At 60.4% G+C, this 24,677-nt stretch carries 23 protein-coding genes and 1 tRNA gene; 10 read left to right on the forward strand and 14 right to left on the reverse strand.

The window, feature by feature from the left end:
• Nucleotides 1-3: 3 nt before the first annotated feature.
• Nucleotides 4-645: a hypothetical protein gene (locus tag L6639_RS24910; protein WP_237864271.1), complete on the reverse strand. Its 642-nt coding sequence runs from the start codon at nucleotides 643-645 to the stop codon at nucleotides 4-6.
• 175 nt (nucleotides 646-820) lie between these two features.
• Nucleotides 821-1,939 (reverse strand): DUF2806 domain-containing protein, encoded by a 1,119-nt coding sequence (locus L6639_RS24915; protein ID WP_237864272.1) that lies wholly within the window; start codon nucleotides 1,937-1,939, stop codon nucleotides 821-823.
• Nucleotides 1,940-2,056: 117 nt separating this feature from the next.
• Here L6639_RS24915 and L6639_RS24920 point away from each other — a divergent pair, with 117 nt between their 5' ends.
• Both L6639_RS24920 and L6639_RS24925 read left to right on the forward strand, forming a co-directional pair.
• Nucleotides 2,057-2,761 (forward strand): recombinase family protein, encoded by a 705-nt coding sequence (locus L6639_RS24920; RefSeq protein ID WP_237864273.1) that lies wholly within the window; start codon nucleotides 2,057-2,059, stop codon nucleotides 2,759-2,761.
• A gap of 811 nt (nucleotides 2,762-3,572) precedes the next feature.
• Entirely contained in the window at nucleotides 3,573-4,025 is a 453-nt protein-coding gene (locus L6639_RS24925) for a hypothetical protein (RefSeq protein ID WP_237864274.1), read from the forward strand.
• Nucleotides 4,026-4,095: 70 nt separating this feature from the next.
• On the opposite strand, the gene L6639_RS24930 is transcribed toward L6639_RS24925, so the two are convergent.
• Complete coding sequence (locus L6639_RS24930; RefSeq protein ID WP_237864275.1) at nucleotides 4,096-4,941, reverse strand: DUF4238 domain-containing protein; 846 nt, start codon at nucleotides 4,939-4,941, stop codon at nucleotides 4,096-4,098.
• Between the two features lie 322 nt (nucleotides 4,942-5,263).
• Here L6639_RS24930 and L6639_RS24935 point away from each other — a divergent pair, with 322 nt between their 5' ends.
• Both L6639_RS24935 and L6639_RS24940 read left to right on the forward strand, forming a co-directional pair.
• Nucleotides 5,264-5,770: a hypothetical protein gene (locus L6639_RS24935; RefSeq protein ID WP_237864276.1), complete on the forward strand. Its 507-nt coding sequence runs from the start codon at nucleotides 5,264-5,266 to the stop codon at nucleotides 5,768-5,770.
• Nucleotides 5,767-6,330 carry a hypothetical protein gene (locus L6639_RS24940; RefSeq protein WP_237864277.1) on the forward strand — a complete coding sequence of 188 codons (564 nt, stop codon included), beginning with the start codon at nucleotides 5,767-5,769 and terminating at the stop codon, nucleotides 6,328-6,330. Before L6639_RS24935 ends, L6639_RS24940 begins: the two co-directional genes overlap by 4 nt.
• Nucleotides 6,331-6,433: 103 nt before the next feature.
• Here the strand turns inward: L6639_RS24940 and L6639_RS24945 are convergent, their stop codons facing one another.
• Nucleotides 6,434-6,718, reverse strand: coding sequence for a hypothetical protein (locus L6639_RS24945; RefSeq protein ID WP_237864278.1), 285 nt, complete (start codon nucleotides 6,716-6,718; stop codon nucleotides 6,434-6,436).
• Nucleotides 6,719-6,731: 13 nt separating this feature from the next.
• Entirely contained in the window at nucleotides 6,732-6,962 is a 231-nt protein-coding gene (locus L6639_RS24950; RefSeq protein ID WP_237864279.1) for a hypothetical protein, read from the reverse strand.
• Between the two features lie 261 nt (nucleotides 6,963-7,223).
• Here L6639_RS24950 and L6639_RS24955 point away from each other — a divergent pair, with 261 nt between their 5' ends.
• The gene (locus L6639_RS24955; protein ID WP_237864280.1) at nucleotides 7,224-8,246 is read left to right on the forward strand and encodes an ABC transporter substrate-binding protein; all 1,023 of its coding nucleotides are present in this window, start codon (nucleotides 7,224-7,226) and stop codon (nucleotides 8,244-8,246) included.
• A gap of 100 nt (nucleotides 8,247-8,346) precedes the next feature.
• Here L6639_RS24955 and L6639_RS24960 read toward each other — a convergent pair whose 3' ends face one another.
• Nucleotides 8,347-8,673 (reverse strand): hypothetical protein, encoded by a 327-nt coding sequence (locus L6639_RS24960; protein ID WP_237864281.1) that lies wholly within the window; start codon nucleotides 8,671-8,673, stop codon nucleotides 8,347-8,349.
• 447 nt (nucleotides 8,674-9,120) lie between these two features.
• On the opposite strand from L6639_RS24960, the gene L6639_RS24965 reads away from it, so the two are divergent.
• Nucleotides 9,121-11,079 (forward strand): DEAD/DEAH box helicase family protein, encoded by a 1,959-nt coding sequence (locus L6639_RS24965; protein ID WP_237864282.1) that lies wholly within the window; start codon nucleotides 9,121-9,123, stop codon nucleotides 11,077-11,079.
• Between the two features lie 216 nt (nucleotides 11,080-11,295).
• Here L6639_RS24965 and L6639_RS24970 read toward each other — a convergent pair whose 3' ends face one another.
• Both L6639_RS24970 and L6639_RS24975 read right to left on the reverse strand, forming a co-directional pair.
• A complete protein-coding gene (locus L6639_RS24970) occupies nucleotides 11,296-11,577 on the reverse strand; it encodes a hypothetical protein (RefSeq protein WP_237864283.1) in 282 nt (93 codons plus the stop codon).
• 45 nt (nucleotides 11,578-11,622) lie between these two features.
• Nucleotides 11,623-11,712 (reverse strand) — tRNA-Ser (locus tag L6639_RS24975).
• Nucleotides 11,713-11,907: 195 nt separating this feature from the next.
• Between L6639_RS24975 and L6639_RS24980 the strand changes: the two genes are divergently transcribed.
• A complete protein-coding gene (locus tag L6639_RS24980) occupies nucleotides 11,908-12,249 on the forward strand; it encodes a hypothetical protein (RefSeq protein ID WP_237864284.1) in 342 nt (113 codons plus the stop codon).
• 52 nt (nucleotides 12,250-12,301) lie between these two features.
• Here the strand turns inward: L6639_RS24980 and L6639_RS24985 are convergent, their stop codons facing one another.
• From L6639_RS24985 to L6639_RS24995, 3 genes are all read right to left on the reverse strand, one after another.
• Complete coding sequence (locus tag L6639_RS24985) at nucleotides 12,302-13,765, reverse strand: trehalose-6-phosphate synthase (RefSeq protein ID WP_237864285.1); 1,464 nt, start codon at nucleotides 13,763-13,765, stop codon at nucleotides 12,302-12,304.
• Nucleotides 13,766-13,990: 225 nt separating this feature from the next.
• Complete coding sequence (gene otsB / locus L6639_RS24990) at nucleotides 13,991-14,812, reverse strand: trehalose-phosphatase (RefSeq protein ID WP_237864286.1); 822 nt, start codon at nucleotides 14,810-14,812, stop codon at nucleotides 13,991-13,993.
• Between the two features lie 3 nt (nucleotides 14,813-14,815).
• Nucleotides 14,816-16,303: an MFS transporter gene (locus tag L6639_RS24995; RefSeq protein WP_237864287.1), complete on the reverse strand. Its 1,488-nt coding sequence runs from the start codon at nucleotides 16,301-16,303 to the stop codon at nucleotides 14,816-14,818.
• 129 nt (nucleotides 16,304-16,432) lie between these two features.
• On the opposite strand from L6639_RS24995, the gene L6639_RS25000 reads away from it, so the two are divergent.
• The gene (locus L6639_RS25000) at nucleotides 16,433-16,804 is read left to right on the forward strand and encodes a DUF3175 domain-containing protein (RefSeq protein WP_237864288.1); all 372 of its coding nucleotides are present in this window, start codon (nucleotides 16,433-16,435) and stop codon (nucleotides 16,802-16,804) included.
• Nucleotides 16,805-16,982: 178 nt separating this feature from the next.
• Here the strand turns inward: L6639_RS25000 and L6639_RS25005 are convergent, their stop codons facing one another.
• Complete coding sequence (locus L6639_RS25005) at nucleotides 16,983-19,016, reverse strand: methyl-accepting chemotaxis protein (protein ID WP_237864289.1); 2,034 nt, start codon at nucleotides 19,014-19,016, stop codon at nucleotides 16,983-16,985.
• 142 nt (nucleotides 19,017-19,158) lie between these two features.
• Entirely contained in the window at nucleotides 19,159-21,198 is a 2,040-nt protein-coding gene (locus L6639_RS25010) for a methyl-accepting chemotaxis protein (protein WP_237864290.1), read from the reverse strand.
• 251 nt (nucleotides 21,199-21,449) lie between these two features.
• Between L6639_RS25010 and L6639_RS25015 the strand changes: the two genes are divergently transcribed.
• Complete coding sequence (locus tag L6639_RS25015; RefSeq protein ID WP_237864291.1) at nucleotides 21,450-22,619, forward strand: FIST N-terminal domain-containing protein; 1,170 nt, start codon at nucleotides 21,450-21,452, stop codon at nucleotides 22,617-22,619.
• The gene (locus L6639_RS25020; protein WP_237864292.1) at nucleotides 22,616-23,974 is read left to right on the forward strand and encodes a hybrid sensor histidine kinase/response regulator; all 1,359 of its coding nucleotides are present in this window, start codon (nucleotides 22,616-22,618) and stop codon (nucleotides 23,972-23,974) included. Before L6639_RS25015 ends, L6639_RS25020 begins: the two co-directional genes overlap by 4 nt.
• Nucleotides 23,975-24,076: 102 nt before the next feature.
• On the opposite strand, the gene L6639_RS25025 is transcribed toward L6639_RS25020, so the two are convergent.
• Nucleotides 24,077-24,583 carry a MarR family winged helix-turn-helix transcriptional regulator gene (locus L6639_RS25025; protein WP_237864293.1) on the reverse strand — a complete coding sequence of 169 codons (507 nt, stop codon included), beginning with the start codon at nucleotides 24,581-24,583 and terminating at the stop codon, nucleotides 24,077-24,079.
• Nucleotides 24,584-24,677: the final 94 nt, after the last annotated feature.

Genomic DNA, 24,677 nt, shown 5'->3' on the forward strand with positions numbered 1-24,677 from the left:
GACCTAGACTAATGTCGCCAAGAATCTGTAGATTTCGCCCACCTTGATGATATGGAATCGATCCTTGCCGCCGGTCACGATGAGCCCGGCGAAATAAGCGCGAAACTCCCCTGCCACGACCTGAACGACAAATGCCGATCCGCCACTCATGCCATCTGGATCGAAGTCTAGGGGCTCGTCTGCACGGAGACAGAGGAGCGCAGGATCGTATGAGGATGGATCCGGGTGACACACAACAATTCGTTTCACTTTGCCAATGTGGTTCTTTTCCTCAAGTTCGTATTGCTGGTCCCTGGATGGAAAACCGGCAACGACCGCAAACACGATGTCTGTGGCTGGGGTGTCAGGAGGAACTTCCCGTAGCGTAAAGAACCTCTCCTTCAGGTCCTCATGCGCTTCGCACGGCTCAGTGAAGTCGAACGCTGCAAGGTCGAGATAGCGCGGATTACTCTCGTCATTGAAATGGCGCAGTCCTGAGGAGGTAATGAGCATTTTTCCGTCTCGCCCCAGCAGCGAGACGTTCTCTGGCTGGCACCCGCGCAATTGGTGATTGGTGCAAAGCAAGAAATATCGTTGAGCAAATTTGATGGGGACGGCCGACCCGACTAGTGAAACCTTGTAGGTTTCATGATCGTTCCAGACCAAGAGGTTCTCAACGTAGCGTGCAAGCGCCATAGGCAAAGTTGAGGCAGGGACCAGAAGGCTATTGAGGGCTACGCTTGTCCCGGCCATGCGCTCAAGCACGCTTCGTGCGGGTTGCCGACGCTTTGTTATCACGAGGGGCCCTCAAGTAAGCTCATCTTGTTCACTTATCATAGGGTCAGTCACGCGCCTCAATATCGTATCGCTCCCCGGCCCACAGAAGGAGCTTAAACAGTCGAGCGCTGAGCCTCGTGCTCAGTTGCTTCCAGTCATTGCTGCCAGTGGCCTCCGTCAAAGGGTTCTTTCGCGTGAGACGTATCGACAACGGCGGCTCGTCGGGAGCATGACTTGGCAAGATGCTCGCTGTTTGCTTGTGTCGAAAATGATTGAGCAGCACCAAGCACAGATATTGATGCTCGAACTGTTCGCCCAGCGGCACGTCCTCAGATCGGCGGAAGACTGCGTTGGCAATCTCCCTCCCACGCAGCGTTAACGCGTAGTGACTGTGCAACTCGGCAGGAAGCGATCCGGTGCGTTTGATCGCTTCAAAGGAGAAGTCTTCAAAACTGTATGTTCCCTCATAGAGGGTGTTGTCGATCAGACCTAGATCGTGAAGCATACCTAGGTTGATACCTTGAGGATCATGCTGCCCCTGTTCGGGCTCGGGCACAAAGCCGAGCCTCGCCACCACAGCTACAAAATCTCTGAAGCTTTCGGCGACCTGCCTGTCAAATAATCCGAGCGTCTGTAGCGCGGCCGCAGACAGCTTAGGGGCTCCCCGTATGGCGGCGGAGGAGAGAGCGCGCGCCCATAACGCTTGAACGTCGCTGTCTGAGACCTTCTGCGCTAGGTCTGCGAACTTGAACAGCCAGTCTTCGTCGATTTCGCGGGCATTGCCGTTCTCAGGGTCGCGCTCAACATATTCCAGCGAACGCCGCTCAATGGCCTCCCAGTTCAACTGTTCACGGGCCAATTCGATTCGAAGCCTCTCCGCACGCCGTTGAAGAGCGGCGCTATGCTCCAGGTCCGCGAGCGCTTGTTCGCGGCCTGCGGCGGCTACAGCCTTAGCCGCATTGATCTTTGCTTCGGTTTCTATGGCAAGCCGAGCGGCCTCTGCCTTTGCTTCTTTCTTGGCGACCCACTCGCCGATTGCTGCATTGCCTAGCCTTCCAAAGCCCCGCACCAATGCTTTCCCCGCGTCGCTGCCGACCTCAGCAAGAGCCTCTTCGGTGGGTTGGCCGGGCAGGGAAAATCCACCGCCCGCTTCGGCCGGCTGCTCAGTTTTGGCTGCGGTCATTACATCCTCCTGATTGCCGCCAAATAATTGCTCTCACCTGCAAGCACAACCTTATTGACTTGTACACAAATTCATCTAACGTCCGTTAGAGCAAAACGTGTATGGGGGCTTTTGGCGGTGGCACAGGGAAAATTCATCTCCTATCTGCGGGTCTCGACCGACAAGCAGGGGCGAAGCGGCCTTGGTATCGAAGCGCAGCGGGAGGCCGTCACGAGCTATCTCAACGGCGGCCGGTGGACCTTGGTGGCGGAGTATGTCGAGACGGAGAGCGGCCGGAAGTCCGATCGGCCAAAGCTCGCGGCCGCTCTGTCTCACGCTAAGGCCATCGGCGCGAAGATGGTCTTCGCCAAACTGGACCGCCTCACCCGTAACGTGGACCTCCTGCGCTCCCTCGTGGCGAGCGACGTTGACCTTGTGTTCTGTGACCTCCCAAGCGTCCCTCCCGGCCCAATGGGCAAGTTCCTCCTGACGCAGATGGCCTCCGTGGCAGAGCTTGAAGCTGGCCTGGTTGGAGAGCGCACCAAGAAGGCGTTGGCAGCAGCCAAAGCGCGCGGAGTGAAGCTAGGCAACCCGAACGGCGCTCGTGCCCTGCGTGGTAAACAGACGGGCAATGCCGAAGCGGTCGCAAGGCTCAAGGAGAAGGCCGCACAGCGCGCCATGAATCTTCAAGGCATAATTGAGGGCATCAAGCGCTCAGGCATCACGAGCGTCCGTGCCGTCACTGAAGAACTCAACCGCCAAGGCATTAGCGCGCCGCGTGGTGGCGAATGGCATCCAACCGCCGTTGCAAGGCTCCTCAATCGCCTCCCCAAAGCCGCCTAAGCCCTGCGAGGAACACGCCCATGCTGATCCAGCTCGCCATCGCCGCCTTCATTCTCTCTGCCCTTGCGCAGGAGCGCATCATGATCCTTGGGAGCTTGGTTGGGCTTGGTGCGGCTCTCTACGTTGGTTAGACGCCCCGCGTGAGGCGAGTGGCATCCTACAGCCGTTGCAAGGCTGCTCAATCGCCTTCCGAAGGCCGCATAGCGCTGCTACACAGATTCACATGAAGTGCATCAGTTTGTTGAGTGCCGTCTTTGCTGCGTTGGCAGCAGGCTTGTGGGCGTGGTCAGCCGTCGTCAATCTGCCTGTGGTGCGCTCCACCTATGAAGGCATTGAGGGGCTAGAAGCGTTCACAGTAGCGCTTCGCAAGGTCTCACGCTTGAACATGCTCGCCGCAGGATGCGCGTTCATCTCAGCGCTCCTCCAAGCAATCGTTGTTTATCTCACTCCGTCATGACCGATAGCATCGGGGCATCTGTGTGCCCCATTGTCGGGAAGCGTTGACCCAATTTGGGATGGCACTAACGAGGGCATGAAGTCTCGTGCGCTCTCTCGCGCCGCTTGCTTCTCTCGCCTTCCTTCGCTGCCTTGGCGGCTCCCTTGGTTTGTAGGGTCCCTGCCAGCCCAATGAATTGGCACACTTCTTGAGAAATCGATTTCAAAATTGGGGTCTAAAGTCGCCGTTGTTGTTCGACCAAAGCGGCAAGTGAAGCTCCGGGTCCCTCTGAGCCCCCGCAGATGGCAACGGGTCCCTCGACATTGTACAACGGGCGAAGGGGTCCCTCCGCACCAACAGCCCTCAAGGATTGACATGCACGATCAGCAATCGCAGCGCGATAGAGACCAGCGTGGCGCAGCATTCCATGAGGCAGGACACATAGTCGTGGCGTGGAGCTTAGGTCTCGCAGTCGGGGACGCTGAAATAGCTATCGGCGGCGATGATGCGAAGGGAACTGCTGAAGTCCAAACCCCCGACCACCTGGACCTTCTGGACCAGCTTGCAATCTGCGCGGCTGGCTTAGAGGCTCAAGAGCTTTTCGACGCCCCTACGCACGAAGGAGCAGGCTGGGGTGACTACGGAAAGATGGTGGAGTTACTAGGAGACCTCGAAGAAGATGAGCAGGTGAGGATGATGCATCAAGGGCACGGCCGCGCCTCTGAGCTAGTTTCCGCACACCGCGCTTTGGTCGAGCGCCTTGCTGCGGCGCTAATCGAAAAGAAGCGACTTGATGCCGATGAGGTCGCAAGGCTCCTTGTGGGCTGACCTTACGCCCCATTCGCTCCGTCGCGTTGTTTCTCTGCCTCGACCTCCGCAACCTTATCCAAGATTGTCTTCACGAAGAACAGGTCAGGCCGGTCGCTAACGATCTCTCCTTTGCTCTCGTTATGGTCCGAAAGTTCATCTCGAAGACGCTTTCCCAATCGGCCACGAGATACCTGTGCAGTCCCGGCTCCTTGTGTCGGAATAGGAGCGCATAGCGCGGAGATATCGGAAGCGTTACTTCACAGCCGGGAGACCCAAGCCCGCGAGGAAAGAGGCGAAAGCGCTCGCTCAAGGGAGGGTGATAAGTGACAGCGGGGGCGTCACTGGTCAGAAACGGATGCTCAGATTGGTTCACGAGGAGATCGATACCGAACCGCGTCCCCAACACCTCAATGCTGGATGCAAGGTTATCCCTGAACCAAGTACCCATCGGATCATCGCCAAATCGCTGGGCCTCATCAAGGCTGAGCGAAGGTCCTGAGTTTAACGATGGCATTGGCTTGGCATTTGGATTGATCTTGATGGTTCGCGCCTTCGTCACAATGTCCCGCCACTGGCCCGCAAAATGTTCGATGTAGTGTGGAGGGCGCACCATTAGCGCCCCTGTGAACACATAGAGGCTTACAACATCGTCCTCCGTAAGGTCCGCATCTGCTTCGAGCTTCTTGCGCACCTTTACGAAAGCATCTTCCCACTGACCAAACGTGTGCTCGATACTCAGGTCACGCGTGGCCCCATCAAAGATGGTGTAGAGGTCGGGCATACGCAGGACTTTCGCAGGGCTCTTCTTCTTGTGCTCGTTTCCGGTGCGGTCGAAGAGATGCACGTAAGGTTCGTAGTTGTCCGGCGTCTCAGGATCAACCCAAGCCTCCAAGTATGATCTGGGCACCCAATGCTGATCTTTATGCTTGACCATCCATCCCACCGAAGGACGCGAGAGGCGCACAAATCATCCCCCCGCACGCATACGGCGAAAATGAAGTATTCCGCTATCGGCATCAACCGCTTAGCGATTTATTTGACTACCTATACAGGGAGGCGTGTCCCTCTAAGCCAATGGGTCCCGCCAACGCGTGCGATCCAGCATCGACCACAGGAGTTGACTTCAAAACGAGGGTCTAAAGTCTCTCGCTGTTGTTCGATTCGAGCCGCGCGGAATGCACTCCAGAGAGCATTAGGGCCGTGGAAGCAGTGGGTTAGGCGATCCAGCACGTACCTATACACGGGGCGCTGGTTAGGTGGCAGCAACATCGCCCGGAACGTCCCCGCAGACGCCTTTAGCGCTGACTTTCCAGCGTGATAGCCAATCCAGTGACTACCTATACACGGAGGCGGCTTTGAGGGCTCTGAAAAGGGCCAAAGCTCTGTCAGCGCAGCAAGTTAGCCAATCCAACGGCCACCTATACAGGGAAGCTGCGCCCAACCAGCAGGGAGACCAACACGCCATCAACTTCACCAAGCCTCACGACTACTTCGGAGCGTTCTTCCACGCCTGCATGACGCCCATCGAGCTTTCCAAGCTCAACACGGTGCTTCAGCAAGGATGGTCCGAAGACGACCTTGCCGAGTTCACCAGATGGCATACCGGCAGACCCTTCTTCGCTGTGAGCAGACGCATGCTCATGGCAGCGATTAACTCGGCATTGCAGAGAGACCGCTTCGCTAAACGGTTCCTCAAGGAACGCAAGCAGCGTCCCATCGCCCTGCATGCCTCCCGCCCCTACGCCCAACATACGAAGAAATGACCACCGCACCACAACCCGGCGCACGAGAGGCGTTCAAACTCCTCCGTTCCGTGTGCAAGAACTTCCAAGAGCGCTTGATGCTCGGTGAAGCCATCCGCCAAGGGTGGACAGCCTCCGGCATCGAAGCCGAAGCCAGACGATACTCAGGCAAAGGCGACCTCAAGTATCGCATAGCCATTCAAGATGCTTCAAAGCGTCGCTACTACAGCCCTGATGAGCAAGCCGCCGATCAAGCGCGATTGAAAGAGCTTGAGGACGCCGAAGCCGCACGAGCTGCAATAAAGGCTACTCGCGCCACCAGACCGAACGTGCCTCCAGAGTTCAACGTGATCCGCGCGGCCTGCCGCAGCATGCTCGACTGCGACCGCTTATCGGCGGCCCTTGAAGCTGAATGGTCCGCAGCGGATATCAACTATCTCGCACGCCAATTCAGTGAAGTGGCTTGCGGCGTGGAGATGAAGGAAACCCCTTCGGCTATCCGCTTCACACTGGAGATGATCCAAGGAAAGCCGGGAGGTCAGTTGTCGCCCTACCTGCCACGCCGGAACAAGGCGCCATGAAGAGCGGCCGCATCAGGTCTGCCCCCAATAGCGGAATCGCAACAAAGGCGGCCCTGCTCAGCTAAGGGCCACAAGCCGACGTTTAGCGACCACGTCGCCGGGATCAATTCTCCGGTTCCGACTTCCCGACCAACCTTATTTGGCCCGGATAATCGATCGGCTCGGGATCGTGTATTCCGGCTTCCTTTCGGCGAAACTGCTTGCCAGCCTCTGTCCATCGCCCAAAACGCGTGTTGACGACCTCCATCAAGCCGAAGTCCGCAAGCGCTTCGATTGCGTGTTCTCCGGCAGACATTGAGCGGCTGTCAACTTCATCACCGTACTCGTCCAGATATTGGTTGACGATTAGGACGAGCGCGATCAAGAGCTTCTGCTCACCGGCAGTCATGCCTTACATCCTATCAACCTTGTTTTTCTTCATCGTAGTTTCGCGGCGTGCCGTCAGCATAAACGCACTGCAACTGCGATGCCCGAAAAGTGCCAAACTTTTTGATCCCATTCTCGACCCACGCGCATTGGTGGTGGGGATCATCATAGCTACCCCACATTCCTTCGATCGACACCTGATCGTCGATCATCATAATGGGACCGCCGCTCTTGTGCCGGACGAGGTTGCCGGGTCTGAGAAACATGGGCCGCACCTTGCTTTCGTGGTTCGAACTGCGTGGTAGCACGATGGCGATGCAACGTTAATGATTTGTGCTCGCGTTCGGCCCATGCAGGCTGATGTCGGCTTCGGGTCAAAATGCAAAGAACTCAGGTCGAGCAAATCCGGTCTGCTCTATCGCGACGAGCTGACCTCCGACAGACGGGGCGCAACTTCGCAGATGGGCCAGTTGCAGACCAAAGGTCAATGTCGATATTGTATGCGCCGATAGGAATGGATCGTGAGCATGCCAAAGTCGAAGTGCAACGTCTCCACTTCTGTGAGACAGATGATCTCGTGCGCCTTCCCCCTTCTGTTTCTATTCGCAGTCGCCGCATCAGGCGAAACTTCAGCGACACCCAAACGCCTCGGCATCTTGGCGGGGGTAGTTTGTCCCACTTCGGATGCACCAGCTTACTGGGGGCCAATGCTCCAGAGATTAGCTGATCGGGGCTGGGTAGAAGGGCACAATCTGGTGGTAGATTGCGTCACCGCTGGAGGGCACCTCGAACAAGCTGCCGCCCTCGCCCGTGAGCTTGTCGCGCGACGGCCTGATGTGCTGCTAGGAGCGAGCACTCCCACTGTTCGCGCACTTAAGGAAGCGACCTCGACGATACCCATCGTCACCGCCGGCTCAGATGCGTTGCGCAACCATATTGTCAACGACCTTGCACACCCTGATGCCAACATCACGGGCGTGGAACCGATGATATTTGATCTCACGGCCAAGCGCATGGAGCTTCTGAAAGATATTCTGCCTCGGTTATCCAAAGTGGCAATAATCCTGTTCAAGGGAATCAGAACTGATCAAGAACTGATCGAAACTGATATTAGCGCCGCGGCGCAGAAGATCGGCTTCACCTCGCAAGTGTTTTATCCTGATCCTGCGGACGTGCATGACCTTGATAAGATATTCGCCCAACTTGCCACCGACCGTTTCGATGCGGCCTACATTTTTTCAACTCCTTTCACCTTCGGAAACCGGAAACGAATTGCGGAAGTGGCGAAGCAATATCGCGTGCCGACGGTCTCCGACAACACGGACTTCGCGAGAGCGGGTGTTCTTGTCACCTACGGCCTGGATCTAGGTAATCTCGTCGGAGACACAGCGGAATATATCGACAAGTTACTGCGTGGTGCCAAGCCAGCGGACTTGCCTCTGCAGGAGCCGACCAAGTTCGAACTGGCGATTAACCTGAAGACGGCGAAGGCACTCGGCGTCGACGTTCCCCAAGACATCATGGTTCGCGCTAACGAAGTGATCGAATGAGCCGATGTGCGCTACGGGTCAATAGCACCAATTAGGGCGCCAACAGCCAGCGTCGTCTTTATGCCCTCAAGCGGACATTTGGCTAAGCATCGTCGCTCTATCACCGGCACCCAAGAGTACAGGTCACGTTGACGTTCACTTCCTGCGGCGGTGGGTTGATGCTCTGGAGGGACCGGCTCATTTCCATCAGTCCCTCCGAGACCCTACGGGAGCGCTCCGCTGCCTGCTGGTCTTGGATGGCTGCTTGCTGCCGATAGTAGATGAGGTTCTTGCGGCACTGAGTGTAGGCATCAGCGCCCTTGCCAGTGGATAGCTGCCTGCATGAGGCGTCGTCCTGAGCCTCCATCTTGGCTGCTCTCACGCCAGCATCTTCCTGCGTCACGCAACCAGCCAGCACCAGCGCCAGCACGATAACCAAATTCCTCACGAGCCCCCTCCAAGTTAAATAGGGCGTAAAGACCTCAAGGGGGGCTCGGAGGCAAGCACGACCATCGGCGATGAAGCAGCATCCTGTGGTGTTCCTGCTGTTGCTCAAGCGCATCGCCTTCCAAGCTCTTGAAGGGCACCAAGGATGATGACCATGGCCGTCATCGGGAACGCCTCTCAGGATTCCAGCGGGCCGCGCTGGTGCGTCTATGGGCTGGAGGGCTTGGCAGGTAGCCTGAAAGCTCAAAACGGCTCCGTGGAATCCGTAGAGGCTCCTGAAGGCATGTCGTCTATGACTAAATAAACACCCCCTCGAAAGCCCCCTAAGAAGACTTCATACTTCTCTCTTTAGGGGATTATCGGGGGGTGTTTCTCAAGCCGTGGTCACGCCCAAGGGGCGTTCGGACACCAACACGGCATCTCCAACATCAACCTCAAAGGTTACTCTATGCAAACCCCCATCGGTCTGCACGGGCATCGCTATGCCTTCGTGCCACCGCAAGAGTTCTCCATGCGAATGAAGGACCATTGGACCAATAAGCACGGTCTGTGCTCCTCGAAGCCCTTAGAGCGGCTTTGGGCGATTATGGCTGAGACTTTCAACCACGCCATTGTTGATGCTGCCAATGGCTTGAGTGCCCCTTGGCGCATCCTCCAGCCGCCTACCGGGTCTGGAAAGACCACGGGCGCCTGTCTGTTCGCTGCCATGCAAGCTGAGTGCAATAGAGCGTCTGAGGCCGCGCTGGAGCCAGTAGGCATCATCATCGTCACGCGGCTCATTGATGACGCCGACAGCCTTGCCTCAACGATCAATGAGCATGCCGGGCGTGCCGTGGCGATATCCCACCACTCCGCTGATCCAAAGCCCTTAGAGGCGCTGTCTGCGCATGACACCCTCGTAGTCACCCATCAGGCTTACCTCAACGCCTCTGCATCTCACGGAGACCGCTGGGAGCGCCTAACGACTTGGAAGGGCGGCAAGCGTCTCCTGACCATCGTGGACGAAGCCCTTGCGAATGTAGTTGAGAGCGCCAAGGTTACGTCTACCCACATTGCTCAGGTACTCAGCTACATAGATGCAGACTTGGACGATCGCTTTTTCACGGAGTGCGTTGCCCTGAGAATGCTGAAGCGGCAAGTGGAGAGGCACGCCAAGGCAGCAGAAGCAGGGAACGGCTTCACGAGGGGCAACTGGTCAGAGGGCGTTAATGAAACTGGTGCGCCTCCGCTGGTGGACTTCATGCAGTTGAGGAAAGCACTGAAGGCCGTCCCATTCGACAAGCTCGGAGCAATGATGGAGGATACCGCTACGCGGCTCCGAATTGGTCGGAAGGTGGACCAGACCCTTGAGCACGCTCAGACCCTCTACGATCATTGGTCCTACTACGCCAAGTCAGGCGATGAGCATGCCCTACATTCATCGGCGCTATCCGTGCCTCTGGATGCTCCTGGCCCTGTTGTGCTTGATGCAACAGCACGAGCAGACTTCCTTTGGGACCTCTTCGAGGACCGGGCCTTGCGTGTCCCGACGCCAAGCCATGTGCGTGACTACAGCAACGTCACCCTTCATGTTGCCCGTGCCTCTGGCGTCGGCAAGCGAAACATGAAGGAGAACTTCGGCAGGCGTTTCCCTCGATTGATTGCTGACCTCGAAGGACGCCTCTCGCCTGATCGGTCCGTCTTCGTTTGTCTGCACAAGGACAACCGACCCTTGGCCCTCGATTACGCTCCGACGTTTGCCGAGTTCTCAATCGGTCATTGGGGCAAGGTAGACGGAAGCAACGCGTGGAAGGACTACGATACGGCTGTCATCTTCGGCCTGCCATACCGCGATCAGGTTTGGTCCAATGATACCTTCTTTGCCCTACAGGGCTTCCAACAAGACGAATGGTTCAACGAACCGCGGTGGAAGCACCATCGCGACGTTCGGAGCGTGATGAGGCAGAGGCAGCTATCGGTATCCATCATTCAGGCCATTGGCCGCATCCGCCTGCGGCGCGTTGTGGATGAGCACGGCAAGTGCCCTCCTGCCGATGTCTTCATTGTCCTGCCGAAGGGCAAAGAGGGCGATGAGGTCTTGCAGGATATCATCACGGACCTTCCGGGGCTCCGGGTTGCTGATTGGGATTTCTCGATGGACGGCCCAAAGGTGCGGAAGCCTCGCAAGGGCTCCTCACATGAAGCGCTCATCGCTTACATGGATCAGCGCTTGCCGGGTGCGGTCTCGATGTCGAGGCTGGCATCTGACCTCAACCTCGATAAGGGCAAGCGGGAGAAGGTTAGAGAGCAGTTGAGCAAGCCCACCAGCGGGCTCTCTGCGGCTCTTAGGGCGATTGGTGTTGAGTATCGAGTGGTGGGCAAGGGAAGAGGAGCAAGAAGCTCCCTCGTGAAGCTCCAAGCTGCCTAACGGCTGTTTGATCAGACCTAATCCGGTGAGGTCCCATCGTGGGGCTTCATCGGTTCTTTTCGGTCAAACAATAACGTCACAATGAAGCGCGAGGGATGCAATATCTGAGCAGGCACGCGGCAGAACCTATCAGAACAGAGAAAGGCCCCATGGCGAAACCATGAGGCCCCTCGGTCCTTCGCGGCTTCTGAGCGGCGAAGTGGTGGTGGATGGTGATCAGCGCGGCGACGCTGGCTCACGCACCTTCTTGGTCGTCATAGCCTTCGGCTTCCGCTTGGCCCGCTGTTGGTCCGCGAAGGTCTGATGGACCTCGAAGAACGGCACTCCAAACCGCTCCGCAATCGTCTCCAGAGATCCACCAACTTGGTTGGCGAGCGTGTCGAGGTCTTGGCTAAGCTTGGAGGCCGCCTGCATCAGGCCGAGCAGCGTGGCGAGGTCGGCAAGCTGTTGCGCGCTGCGGGTGTGGTTGGCGGGTGTGGTTTGAGATTTCTTGCTCATCGTGAAGTCCTTGTTCTATAAGGGTTTATAGGACTTCAGAAGCACTGGCGGAGAGAGTGGGATTCGAACCCACGGTACGGTTTCCCGCACACACGCTTTCCAAGCGTGCGCCTTAAGCCACTCGGCCATCTCTCCGGAGCGCCCTCTCTTGAAGGGGCGCCGGTGATTTTGCAAGAGATCGCGGGGCAATCGGAGGATTTTTCCGCAACTTATTGTTTTTGCGAGAGAATATATCGCGCCGCGCGATCGCCTGGAACCTCCTCAGGTTGAACCAGGCGCGGGTTTGGTGCGACGATTCCCTTGAAACCGCCAAACACACCCGGGGACCCCATGACCATCCGCAAAACCATCGCCATGCTCGGCCTGATTTCGGCCCTTGGCGTCGCCTTCTCCGGGTCCGCCAAGGCGCAGGCCTGCAGCAGGCAGGGCGTCGATGTGACCTGCGACGACGGGCGGCGCGGTGTGCTCTCTGGAGATACCATCCTCTGGCCGGACGGAACCCGCTCCAGCTCGACGCCCCACCAGAGCGTTATCATCGGCAACAGGAGCTCAGTACATGTCGGGCCCGGCGTGTTTGTCGGCCAGGGCAAGGGCGTGGTGCCGATGGATGATCCGAACGCGCCTAACAAGCGGCAATGCGCGATCCTGGACGGCGTGTCGTATTGCTATTGAGGCCCGCTTGCCCTCCCCGCGCGCGGGCGGCGGCAAGATCGATCAAGCTCTCTTAGATCAACCGCACACCCGAGATCGCAGATTTCAGCCAACGTAGCGCTTGCGGCGGTTGCGCCGCGAGCGGCGCGGCTGCCACCTTCTCGGTGCGGCACTTCTCCAACTCGGCAACGAAATCGGACGACCATTGCTGGATGGTGTGGCCACGCAATTTCTTCATCATCGCATCCCAGCGCATCTTGCGCTCGGTAAGCGGCATCGCCGCGGCGACCGCGATCGCACGCGCCATGCCGTCAATGTCGTGAGGATTGACCAGCAGCGCGGTCTCGAGCTCGTTGGCGGCACCGGCGAATTTCGACAGCACCAGCACGCCGGGATCGGCCGGATTCTGCGCGGCGACATATTCCTTGGCGACAAGATTCATGCCGTCATGCAGCGGCGTCACCACGCCGACCTGCGCGGTACGGTAGAGGCCGGCAAGCACGGCCTGGCTAAAGCCCTTGTTGAGATAGCGGATCGGCGTCCAGTCGACCTCGCCATGGCGACCATTGACGTCGGTGACAAGGCGGGCGACCTCGTTCTGGAGATTGCCATACGCTTCAATGCCGCCGCGCGATGGATTGGCGATCTGGAGCAGCGAGATGCTGCGCGCAAACTGCGGCTGCTCCGTCCAGAGCCGGTCGAACGCGCTGATGCGGTTGACCAGCCCCTTGGAATAGTCGAGCCGGTCGACGCCAATCGCGAGCCGCTCGCCGTTGAGGCTGCGGCGCAGACGCGAGACGTCAGGATGCGAGGCCGATTTCGCGGCATAGGCTGCGAATTTCTCCGCATCGATGCCGATCGGAAACACCTCGCAGCGTGTGCGGCCGTACTGCGAGAGCACGACGCCGTCCTCGATGATGAGGCCGAGCTCGCCGCCAGCATAGCCGAGAAAATTCTGGCAATCACCCTCGGTCTGAAAGCCGAGCAGATCATACGCCAGCATCGCCGTGATCAGTTCGCGATGATTGGGCACGCCTTGCATTACCGCAACGACCGGCCACGGCGTGTGCAGGAAGAAGCCGATGGGATCATCGACGCCGAGATCGCGCAACTCCGCGCCGAGCGCGAGGAAATGATAGTCCTGCACCCAGAACGCCGTCTTGTTCTTGCGAAAGCGCATCAGGGCCCGCGCCATGAACGCGTTGACCTCGCGATAGCTGACATAGTCGTCGCGCGAGACGCGGATCAGATCGCTGCGCGAATGCAGCGCCGGCCACAAGGCCGAATTGGCGAAGCCTTCGTAATAGCCGCCATAATGCGCCGCCGGCAGGTCCAGCGTTGCGATCGCGCCCGAGCCCAGCGCCTCAATCTCTGCGAAGGGCTCTTTCTGATGGCCGTCTCGCACGCGGCCGGAGGAGCCAACCCAGATAGCGCCCGAATGCTCGACAACGGGAAGCAATGCCGCTGCGAGGCCGCCCGTCATGGGCTCGTTGGGTTTGCCGCGCGCAACTCGATTTGAAACGACAACTAAGTTCACAGGTCGTCCCCTCCTGTTCATTCCACCCCGTTTAACTGCCGTTCATCAATATGGTTCCTGTCATCATTTCTACGAAATGAAACCAAAGTCAGGCGTGCGCGTTGGAACCCGTTTACTTCGAGGGAACCCGGCGTTTTCATTTGGGAAAGGGCGATTTTCGTCAGCAGAAGCAGCGCGCGCTATGGAACAGCGCGCGCGACAATACGGCTCTCGCGTGACGCTGCCTTACTCCAGCCTTGTGTCGTCGAGCAGACGCGCAAGGAATGCCCGCACGTCGTTCGGCGCATCGAAGTGACCGTTGACGCCGATGGCACGACGACCCACCGAGAAAGAGAGTCCGTTCATGTCCGGCATGATTGCGAACACGGTTTCGTCGGTGACATCGTCGCCGATGAAGATCGGGCGGCGTCCCCTGAACGGTTCATGCTTCATCAGTTCGCGCACGCCGGTCGCCTTGGTGAAGCCGGAATGCTTGATTTCGCAGACGAACTTGCCGGGCAGCACCTCGATCGGCGCATTAGGCAGATCGGCGCGGATCAGCGAGACGGCTTCATAGATCGCCTTCTCCGCATGCGGCGCGAGGCGATAATGCAGCGCCAGCGAATAGCCCTTGTCCTCGAGCAGGATACCGGGGCTCAGCTTTGCGATCGCAGCCAGGCGCCGCTTCAGCTCCTTGTCCATCGGCGGCGCGTGCACATCGTCGGCCTCGTTGTCCACCGACAGCCGCATCTCCGCGCCGTGGCCGGCCACGGCGCGAAACACGTCGGGCGCGAAGATCAGGTCGATGTCGTTGAGCGAGCGGCCGCTGACCATAGCCAGTGCGCCGGATGTGCGTTCCGTCAGGCGATTCAGCGTCTCCGACAGGCCTGGCGGCACCCACACCTCACGCGGCGTCGGCATCAGATCCAGCAGCGTGCCGTCGATGTCGAGCAGGATCGCGGTCTCGCCGAGATGCGGCACGAGCGCATGCGGCACAGGTACGGCGTCGGGCGCTTCTTCGTCAGGCATGGCGCGCTTCTGGTCCAGTTCAGCAAGTTCAGATGTCATAGTCTACTCCATGGAAGCGAGCGGCCGCGCGATTTGTTCGAGCGATTTGCGCTCCGCGGAAATGGCGTAGCGCCATGCCACGATCGCGGCCGCGATCATCAGGAATGCCCCCAGCAAATAGCCGGCGAACACGCTGTTGCGTGATCCCGTATCGATCAGCGCGCCGAACAGCGCGGGACCGATGACACCGCCGATGCCGGTGCCCACCGCATAAAACACTGCAATCGCCAGTGCGCGGACTTCCAGCGGAAAAGTCTCGCTGACGGTGAGATAGGCCGCGCTCGCCGCGGGCGAGGCAAAGAAGAATATCACCATCCAGGCGATGGTCTGTCCCTGCGCGCTCAACGCGCCGATCGAGAACAAATAGCCCGAAACCGCCAGCAGCAGGCCGGAGACGCCATAGGTGAACATGATCATGGCTCGGCGGCCGAGCGTGTCGAACAGACGACCGAGCAGGAGCGGGCCGAGGAAATTGCCGGCCGCGAACGGCAGCAGGTACCAGCCGACGTGATCGGCGCGGATGTCGTAGAAATCAGTCAACACGAGCGCGAAAGTGAAGAAGATCGCATTGTAGAAGAACGCCTGCGCAACCATCAGCATCAGGCCAACCAGCGCGCGCTGGCGATAGGTGCCGAACAGGGTCTGCGCGACTTCGCTGATCGGGGTGTGATCGCGCATCTTCAGTCGCAGCTTGGGGAAACTCTCGCGGCTCGCCTCCTGATCATGCCCGATCACCGAGCGCTCGATGCCGTCGACGATCTCGTGCGCATGGTCGGGGCGGCCATGGATCATCAGCCAGCGCGGGCTTTCCGGGATCCACATCCGCATCAGCAGCACGACGAGGCCAATGGTGGCGCCAATGAGATAGGCGAGACGCCAGCCGAGATCGGGACCGATCACCGCGGGGTCAAGCAGCACGATGGCTGCCACGGCACCCATCGCCGCGCCGATCCAGAAGCTGCCGTTGATGACCAGATCAGTCCAGCCGCGATAGCGCGCGGGCACCAGTTCCTGGATGGTTGAATTGATCGCGGTGTATTCGCCGCCGATGCCGGCACCGGTCAGAAAGCGAAACAGCGCGTAGCTTGCGATATTCCACGATAGCGCGGTCGCGGCCGTCGCGGAAAGATAGAGTGCGAGCGTAATGAAGAACAGCTTCTTGCGGCCGATGCGGTCAGTTAGCCAACCAAACCCGAGCGCGCCGAGCACGGCGCCGGCGAGATAAGCGGAGTTGGCGACGCCGAGATCGAGATTGGAGAAGCGCAGCGTCGGGCTCTGTTTCAGCGCGCCCGACAGCGCCCCTGCGAGTGTCACCTCGAGCCCGTCGAGAATCCAGGTGATGCCGAGTGCCAGCACGACACGCGTGTGAAAGCCGCTCCAGGGAAGCGCATCGAGCCGCGCAGGAATGCTGGTCTCGACGATGCGATCAGTTGCGGCCGCCGCCGAGACTGCAGGTCCATCATTCAGCGCTGCGCTTTGCTGCAAGTCCATGGGGCTGCTGGGTCTTGGGGGTGCGGCATTCTGCCTGCCACCCGCGACAACGTCTGCGGCATCTGCCGGTTCCCTTAGGAACGCCGTCGAATGCCGGCCGTTTTCGCTGCAGCCGCAAGGAGTTGATGCATGGCTAATGTCAGAAAGACGACACATTCGCGCAAAACGACGGCACGCAAGAACACCAGCGCGAGGCGCAGCGCCGCCCGCAAGAGCACAAAGCGCGCCTCGCCAAAGCGGTGGTCGCAGCGGGTGACGAAAGAGAGTGATGCGCTCGACCTTAAGCGCGGCGTGTTCAAACTCACAAGTCCGAGGAAGATCGCAGCGTCGCTGAAGCGCTCGGCCGAGCACAGCGCGCGCCGCAAGACCGGCGCTTATCGCTCCGCACTGTCGATGCTGAGTTTCTACATCAATCGCGCCGGCAAGACCTTGCCTAAGACTCAGCGTGAGCGGCTGGAGAGGGCGAAGGTGGAGCTGAAGCGGGCGTTCGGGAGGGAATGAAGCGCCGATCCGGGAACCACACTCCGCAGCAATGGTTTCGCGACGACTCGGAGTTGTCAGCTCGTGCAACAGTGCAGTTCGGTGGTTATGGGTCCCGGATCGGCGCGCGCTTGAGGCGCGCTTGTCCGGGACGATAGCGGAGGGTGATGCAACGGCGCGGACTTCAGATGTAGCGAAGTTACGCCGCCCTGATATTCGCCATGAAGCGGTCGAGCTCGGCGCGCAGGCGGGTGCTTTCGGACGACAGCGTCTTTGCCGAGTTCAGCACCTCTTCCGAGGCTGAACCGGTTTCGGCGGCGCCACGGTTGACCTGGCCGATGTCGGTCGCCGCCGTCTGTGTGCCCTGGGCGACGTTCTGAACGCTACGGGCGATCTCCTGGGTCGCGGCACCTTGCTGCTCGACGGCGCTGGCAATCGAGGTCGAGATCGACGAGATCTTGCCGATGGTCGCACCGATCTCCTTGATCGCGGCGACCGACTCGGCCGTCGCGCCCTGCATGCCCGTGATGTGCGAGGAAATTTCATCAGTCGCCTTGGCCGTCTGGCTCGCCAGGGACTTCACCTCGCTCGCGACGACCGCAAAGCCGCGGCCGGCTTCACCGGCACGCGCCGCCTCGATGGTCGCATTCAGCGCCAGAAGATTGGTCTGCTCGGCAATCGCAGTGATCAGCTTGACCACCTCGCCGATCTGCTGGGCCGCGTGCGAGAGTTTTCCGATCCGGCCATCGGTTTCCTTGGCCTGGACCACGGCCGCCTCGGCAATGCGGCTGGAATCGCGAACCTGGCGACCGATCTCCTCAACCGAAGCCGACAGCTCTTCCGTCGCGGTCGCAACCGACTGCATGTTGCTCGAAGCCTGCTCGGAAACGCCGGCGACCTGGCTCGACAGGGTCTGCGTGGTCTCCGCGGTGCGCGTCAGCGTGGACGCCGACGATTCAAGCTGCACGGCTGAGGCCGAGACGTTGGACACGATCGCACCGACCGCGCTCTCGAAATCATCGGCAAAGCGGATCAGCTCGCCGCGGCGGCTCGCTGCCTGCTCCCTGTTCTGGGCTTCGCTGGCGGCGGCATCGCGCTCGGCCTTGGCGACGGCTTGGACCTTAAACTCTTCGACCGCCCCGGCCATCTCGCCAATCTCGTCCTTGCGCCCGAGGCCGGGGAGCACGACGTCGAAATTGCCCGAGGCGAGCTCACGCATCGCCTTGCACATCGCGATCATCGGCCGCGAGATGCCATTGCCGAGCATCAGCGCCAGCGCGGCACCGACGGCAAGACCACCCAACGCCAGCATCAAAATCAGCTGCTCGGTTTCCCCGATCGTCGTATTCGCACCCGCCTCGATGCGCTGCTGATCGGCCGACAGGTCCGACCGCAATTCGCCCGAGAGCTTGAGGATGGACGCGGCCGTCTTGGTCATCTCGGCGTTCGACTTGACGATGACCTTCACGTTCTCCGACAGCTTTGCGAAGGATGCGCGGTATTGCTTCAGAAGATTGCCGATCTCGGTGACACGGTCGGTGATCTTCTGGTCATTGGCGTAGATCGAGACCAGCAGCGTCTCCAGGAACTTGATGCGGGCGACGACGCCGTCGGCGGTCTTCGGATCCGGCTTGGCAACGAAGGCGCTGACCGATGTGGACACCGCAAGATATTGCGAGGTGATGTCCTTGGCCGTGGTCTGGACCGACGCGAGCCCGGCCAGCGCCGCGGTATCGGCTAGATCGTCGAACTTGAAGCGGATCTTGTTGCCGACAGCATTCAACTCATCGGCCGCGATCTTGTTGTTGGCCCGGGTCAGCGTGATGATCTCGCCGAAGACCTTTGTGAAGCGCTGGAATTCGGCTTCGAGCTTGCCGATCTCCTCACGGCGCGCCGCGCCTGACGTGGCCGACATCGACTTGGCGATCGCCGCCTTCAGATTCTCTTCGGCCGCCTTCGCCGCTGTTTCGTCATCCGCCGCCCCGGTCAGCGTGTAAGCCCGGGTCAGGCCCTGATAGCTGATCAACTCGCGGTCGATGGTCCGTGCCAGGTCTGCTTCGGCCACGCTGGTCCGGTAGGAGGCGACGGCGCCAGCGATGCGCTCGAAGCCGAAATAGGCGAACGCCATGCTGACGGCGAGGATGGCCAGCACCGCCACGAAGCCGAGGATGATCTTTGCACGAAAACGCAAGGTGAAGAGCCTCAAAGAGCTCGGCTTCGACTTGACGGACATCCCCACCCCATTCCATTCGCGGAAAACCAGGCGCAGCCCGGCAGCAGTCCGCTCCCCGACTCAACGGTAAATGGCAAAGGATAAGCCGCGGTAAATTTGCCACACCGCAACTTGCGGTGAGGTGTCGCGGGGCGGCCTGGCTCTACGCCGCCCTGATATTCGCCATGAAGCGGTCGAGCTCGGCGCGCAGGCGGGTGCTTTCGGACGACAGCGTCTTTGCCGAGTTCAGCACCTCTTCCGAGGCTGAACCGGTTTCGGCGGCGCCGCGGTTGACCTGGCCGATATCGGTCGCGGCGGTCTGGGTGCCCTGGGCGACGTTCTGAACGCTGCGGGCGATCTCCTGGGTCGCGGCACCTTGCTGCTCGACGGCGCTGGCAATCGAGGTCGAGATCGACGAGATCTTGCCGATGGTCGCACCGATCTCCTTGATCGCGGCGACCGACTCGGCCGTCGCACCCTGCATGCCCGTGATGTGCGACGAAATTTCATCAGTCGCCTTGGCCGTCTGGCTCGCCAGGGACTTCACCTCGCTCGCGACGACCGCAAAGCCGCGGCCGGCTTCACCGGCACGCGCCGCCTCGATGGTCGCATTCAACGCCAGAAGATTGGTCTGCTCGGCAATCGCAGTGATCAGCTTAACCACCTCGCCAATCTGCTGGGCCGCGTGTGAGAGTTTTCCGATCCGGCCATCGGTTTCCTTGGCCTGGACCACAGCGGCTTCGGCAATGCGGCTGGAATCGCGGACCTGGCGGCCGATCTCCTCGACCGAAGCCGACAGCTCTTCCGTCGCGGTCGCAACCGACTGCATGTTGCTCGAAGCCTGCTCGGACACGCCGGCGACCTGGCTCGACAGGGCCTGCGTGGTCTCGGCGGTGCGGGTCAGCGTGGACGCGGATGATTCAAGCTGCACGGCTGAGGCCGAGACGTTGGACACGATGGCTCCGACCGCAGCTTCGAAATCATCGGCAAAGCGGATCAGCTCGGCGCGGCGGCTCGCTGCCTGCTCCCTGTTCTGGGTTTCACTGGCGGCGGCATCGCGCTCGGCCTTGGCGACGGCTTGAACCTTGAACTCCTCGACCGCCCCGGCCATCTCGCCGATCTCGTCCTTGCGCCCGAGGCCGGGCAGCACGACGTCGAAATTGCCCGAGGCAAGCTCACGCATCGCCTTGCACATCGCGATCATCGGACGCGAGATGCCGGTGCCGAGCAGGAAGGCAAGGACCGCGCCCAACAGCGTGCCGCCGATGGCAAGCATCAGCACCAGTTGCTCGGTCTTTCCGATGGTCGCTTCCGACTCCGCATCCAGCCGCTGCTGTTCGGCGACCAGATCCGCCTTCAGGGCGGAGGCGCCGCGCAAGATCGCACCCGCCGAGCCGCTCATCTCGGTGACGAGATCGTCGACCAGCTTGGCGTTGGCAATCAGCTTCTCCAGCGCTTCGCGATAGGCAACGAGGATGGTCTTGGCATCCTTCAGGCCGGCGACGATCTTGTCGTCCATGGAATAGACCGCGCCGAGCGAGTTCTCGACGAATTTCAGCCGCGCCAATGCACTGCTTGCGATTGACTGGTCGGACGTTAGGACGAAATTGGTCGCCGCGGAGCTCGCAGTCTGGAACTGGGCGTTGACCTGCTTGGTGCCGAATTCGATCGCCTGCGCTTCGGAATCTGAGGCGTTGTTGCCGATATCATCGAGCTTGTATTTCAGCAGATTGGCCTGGCGCGAGAGCTGGTTCTGCACCAGCAGCGCGCTGTCGCGCTTGGCGCGGAGGACCTTGGCGAAGGTCGCGGAAAAATTCGCGAATTCCTTGGCGAGCTTGTCGACGCTGTCCTGCCGCGCCGGTGTCTTGGCACTCTTGACGGCCTGGTCGATGGCGTTCTTTAGACTGGCTTCGGCGTCCAGCGCCGCCTTGGCGTCGTCTTCCTTGCCGGTGACGACGAAATATTTGACGGCCGAACGGTAGCCGAGCAGCTCGCGGTCGATGTTGCGCGCGAGATCGGCCTCCGAGACGCTGCTGCGATAGGAGCCGACGCCGGATGAAACCCGCTCGAAGCCGAAATAGGCGAATGCCATGCTGCCGGCAGAGATCACCAGCACCGCGGCAAAGCCGAGGATGATCTTGGCGCGGAATCGGAGGGTGGGAAATATGCTGCGCTTCGACGGCGACACGGTACGCCCGGACATTCCAACCCCCATTTCGTCTATTCAACCGCGATCCGGGGGCGCCCCGCCCCCAGACCCGGATGCGCAAAACTAAGGCAGAAACGATAAAGGGCGGTAAATTCGGCACGGCGGCGAGGCCGATCGCTTCGGGCCCGACCGATGCCCGCGCAGTCCCGGTCGCCGAGTTGCGGCAGGGCCGAAAAGACCTTACTGTCCGGACACTTGTCAGGTACTCGGCGCGAGACCGAGGTGAGCCTCGAGGGAGAAGCGGAGTGGGGCAAACCGACTTTCGGTTTAGCGACGCATCCGGCGTTGCCGTTGCGAAATCGAAGGCTGCGACCGTCGATGGAGCTGTAGCCGAGCTTGCGGCCCAGCTGCCGCCGGACGGCCTGGCTCTGATCCTGGTCTTCCTCTCACCTCACTACGACCCCCACCATTTCATCGCCGAGATCAGCCGGCAATTCGACACCACCCCGGTTTGCGGCTGCACGACCGCCGGCGAACTCGCACCTGACGGCTGGGACGAAAACAGCGTGGTGGCGCTGGCATTCAGCCGTGCCGATTTTACCGCGGTAGTCCGGCCGATCCTCAATCTCGACAGCTTCCGGGTCGAAGACGGGCGGCGGATCGGCGGTGAGCTATGTCACGAGCTCTTGCGCGTAAGCCCACAGGTCGACCGGGGCAATTCCTTCGGCCTGGTCCTGATCGACGGGCTCTGCCGCCGGGAAGAGGCGGTGATGTCCGCCATCTACGCCTCGCTCGACGATATCCCGATCGTCGGAGGGTCCGCAGGCGACGGGTTGCGCTTCGAGAAGACGTGGGTGTTCTTCGAAGGCCACGCCTATACGAATGCCGCCCTCCTGATCCTCCTGAACACGTCGCTGCCCTTCAAGGTGTTCAAGTGCGACAATTTCGAGCCGATGCCGCAGAAGATGGTGGTCACTGAAGCCGACATTGAGAGCCGCACGGTGAAGGAGCTGAACGCGGAGCCCGCCGCCGAGGAATATTCCCGAATGGTCGGGATCATGGAGGATGCCAAGCTCGACCCCTTCTCTTTTGCGTCCCACCCGGTGCTGGTCCGTGTCGGCGGCTCCTACTTTGCGCGGTCGATCCAGCGCGTCGAGCCCGACGGTTCGCTGCATTTCTTCTGCGCCATCGACGAGGGCATGGTACTCACCGCCGCCACCTCGCGAAGTCTCGTCGGCTCGACGCAGGACCTCTTCGCGCAAATGCAGGATCAGATTGGCGAGGTGTCGCTCTATATCGGCTTCGAGTGCCTGCTACGCCGGCTCGATGCCGAGCAGCACCAGCTCGCCCGAGACATGTCCGAGCTGTATCGACAGAACCGGGTCGTCGGTTTTCACACCTATGGTGAACAGTTCGGCTCGATGCATGTGAACCAGACATTCACAGGCGTCGCCATCGGCAGGCGGCAGGCGTGACCGAGGCGTGGCAGGATCCTGCGACGGTTGAGCAGCTGCGGCGCGAGACCGCGAAGCTGAAGAAGATCAATGCAGCGCTGATGTCGCGCGTCGAGCGCTCGATGGACCAGCAGCTCAACGCCTTTTCATTGTTCGAAACCGCCATTGCGCTCGACCACAAGGTTCGCGACCGGACCTATCAGCTGCGTGAGGCCTTGCATTCGATCGAACGCGCCAACGAAGGCCTGTATCGGGCCAAGCAGCAGGCGGAGGCGGCAAGCTCGCTGAAATCCTCGGTGCTGATCTCGGTCACCCACGATCTGCTGCAGCCGTTGAACGCGGCGCGCCTGACATTGTCGGCGCTGACGGAGATGATGGAATCGCAGGATGCCGGCCTGCTGATCGATCAGGTCGACCGCTCCCTGCTGACGCTGGAAGACCTGCTCCGCTCTTTGCTGGAGATCGCCAAGCTCGATGCTGGCGCACTCAAGCCCGACATACGCGCGATTGCACTGGCGCCCCTGTTCGAGCAGCTGCGCAACGAATTCGAGCCGATCGCCGCGCGGCAGCGCCTGGCTTTGCACATCTGCACGACGGACCTCGCGGTATCCTCGGATGCGATGATGCTGCGACGGATCCTGCAGAACCTGATCGCGAATGCAATCCGCTATACGCGGATTGGCCGCGTCACCATGGACTGCGGGCATCGCGCAAATCGGGTCTATGTCGAGGTTTCGGATACCGGGCCCGGAATTCCACAAGCGCAGCAGGAGGCGATCTTCCGCGAATTCCAGCGCGGCGACGCCAGCGCCACCGACCAGGCCGGATTCGGGCTTGGCCTCTCCATCGTGCGCCGTTTCGCAACCGTGCTCGGGCACGAGGTGCGCCTGTCATCGCAAATCGGCCAGGGATCGACCTTCACGATCGAGATGGAGCTGGCCGAACGCACCGAGGTCAGCGACGAGGCCCATGCAATCAAGCTCGCGGACCGGCAATATGGCGGGCTCGAAGGTGCCAAGATCCTTCTGATCGAAAACGACCCGTCGGGCTCGGAAGCGATGGCTGCCTTGCTCGAAGGCTGGGGCTGTGATGTCGCCACCACGCGCTCAGGCGCGGACGCGTTGCTGCGCCTCAGCGAGCTCGGCGGCGCGCCGGACGCAGTCATCGCCGATCTCCACCTCGATCACGGCGAGAGTGGCCTGTCGGCCATCGCGGACGTCCGGGAGCATCTGAAGCTCGACACACCGGCGATGATCATCACGGCCGACTACTCCGAAAAGGCCGCGAAGGAAGCGAGCCTGCACGGGCTCGAAGTGCTCAAGAAGCCGATCAAGCCCGCCGAAATGCGGGCCCTGCTGTCATTCCTGCTGAGCTAGGCAGCGCGGGTGATCTTCGCCTCATCCCGCTTGTGGAGGGCCTATCGGCTTGGCCAAGACAAAAATGTCGAAAACAACCCCATGCAAAGTAGGCAGGGCCTGTCACTCCTCCTCCATCGCCTTGATTAAATTGTCGCGGAGCCTGACGACGGTTTTCTGCAACTGCGCGAACTCATCCGGCTTAAGTCCGCTCGATTTCACGAGATTCATGTGCATGCCCTTCTCGCGGAGGCGGCGGCCGGCGTCGGTGAGGCTGACGCGCACCTGCCGCTCGTCGGCGGGATCGCGCTGGCGGCGCAAATAGCCCATCGCCTCGAGCTTCTTGAGGATCGGCGTCAAGGTGTTGGATTCCAGGAACATCTTGTTGCCGAGTTCACTCACGGTTTGGTCGTCCTGCTCCCACAGCGCCACGATCGCGATCCACTGCGGGTAGGTCAGGCCGAGCTCATCGAGGCCCGGCTTGTAGGCTCGTCCATAAGCGAGGTTGGCCGAATAGATCGCAAAGCACAGGAAATCGTCGAGGCGACGTTCGCCCGCAGCCGGGGTCGGCTTCTGTTTGGTCGTTGAATCGTCTCTGGAATCGTCTCTGGAACCGTTTTGCAGGCTCATTGGTGGCAGTCCCTTCCGACACGGACATGTGAAGTCCCGCATGCATATATATCGCATCCGATTAAATCGGAAGGGTTGACATTGACAGCCGGCG

The organism is Bradyrhizobium zhengyangense, assembly GCF_022012555.1.
GTDB lineage: Bacteria > Pseudomonadota > Alphaproteobacteria > Rhizobiales > Xanthobacteraceae > Bradyrhizobium > Bradyrhizobium zhengyangense.

What these genes read in the sequence shown, in the direction of transcription:
- L6639_RS25010 (WP_237864290.1), bottom strand. Translation starts at nt 21,198, where the DNA reads ATGTCCGGGCGTACCGTGTCGCCGTCGAAGCGCAGCATATTTCCCACC.
- L6639_RS24970 (WP_237864283.1), bottom strand. Translation starts at nt 11,577, where the DNA reads ATGAGCAAGAAATCTCAAACCACACCCGCCAACCACACCCGCAGCGCG.
- L6639_RS24950 (WP_237864279.1), bottom strand. Translation starts at nt 6,962, where the DNA reads ATGTTTCTCAGACCCGGCAACCTCGTCCGGCACAAGAGCGGCGGTCCC.
- L6639_RS24995 (WP_237864287.1), bottom strand. Translation starts at nt 16,303, where the DNA reads ATGGACTTGCAGCAAAGCGCAGCGCTGAATGATGGACCTGCAGTCTCG.
- L6639_RS24940 (WP_237864277.1), top strand. Translation starts at nt 5,767, where the DNA reads ATGACCACCGCACCACAACCCGGCGCACGAGAGGCGTTCAAACTCCTC.
- L6639_RS25025 (WP_237864293.1), bottom strand. Translation starts at nt 24,583, where the DNA reads ATGAGCCTGCAAAACGGTTCCAGAGACGATTCCAGAGACGATTCAACG.
- L6639_RS24980 (WP_237864284.1), top strand. Translation starts at nt 11,908, where the DNA reads ATGACCATCCGCAAAACCATCGCCATGCTCGGCCTGATTTCGGCCCTT.
- otsB (WP_237864286.1), bottom strand. Translation starts at nt 14,812, where the DNA reads ATGACATCTGAACTTGCTGAACTGGACCAGAAGCGCGCCATGCCTGAC.
- L6639_RS25000 (WP_237864288.1), top strand. Translation starts at nt 16,433, where the DNA reads ATGGCTAATGTCAGAAAGACGACACATTCGCGCAAAACGACGGCACGC.
- L6639_RS24945 (WP_237864278.1), bottom strand. Translation starts at nt 6,718, where the DNA reads ATGACTGCCGGTGAGCAGAAGCTCTTGATCGCGCTCGTCCTAATCGTC.
- L6639_RS24930 (WP_237864275.1), bottom strand. Translation starts at nt 4,941, where the DNA reads ATGGTCAAGCATAAAGATCAGCATTGGGTGCCCAGATCATACTTGGAG.
- L6639_RS24955 (WP_237864280.1), top strand. Translation starts at nt 7,224, where the DNA reads ATGCCAAAGTCGAAGTGCAACGTCTCCACTTCTGTGAGACAGATGATC.
- L6639_RS24925 (WP_237864274.1), top strand. Translation starts at nt 3,573, where the DNA reads ATGCACGATCAGCAATCGCAGCGCGATAGAGACCAGCGTGGCGCAGCA.
- L6639_RS25005 (WP_237864289.1), bottom strand. Translation starts at nt 19,016, where the DNA reads ATGTCCGTCAAGTCGAAGCCGAGCTCTTTGAGGCTCTTCACCTTGCGT.
- L6639_RS24965 (WP_237864282.1), top strand. Translation starts at nt 9,121, where the DNA reads ATGCAAACCCCCATCGGTCTGCACGGGCATCGCTATGCCTTCGTGCCA.
- L6639_RS24915 (WP_237864272.1), bottom strand. Translation starts at nt 1,939, where the DNA reads ATGACCGCAGCCAAAACTGAGCAGCCGGCCGAAGCGGGCGGTGGATTT.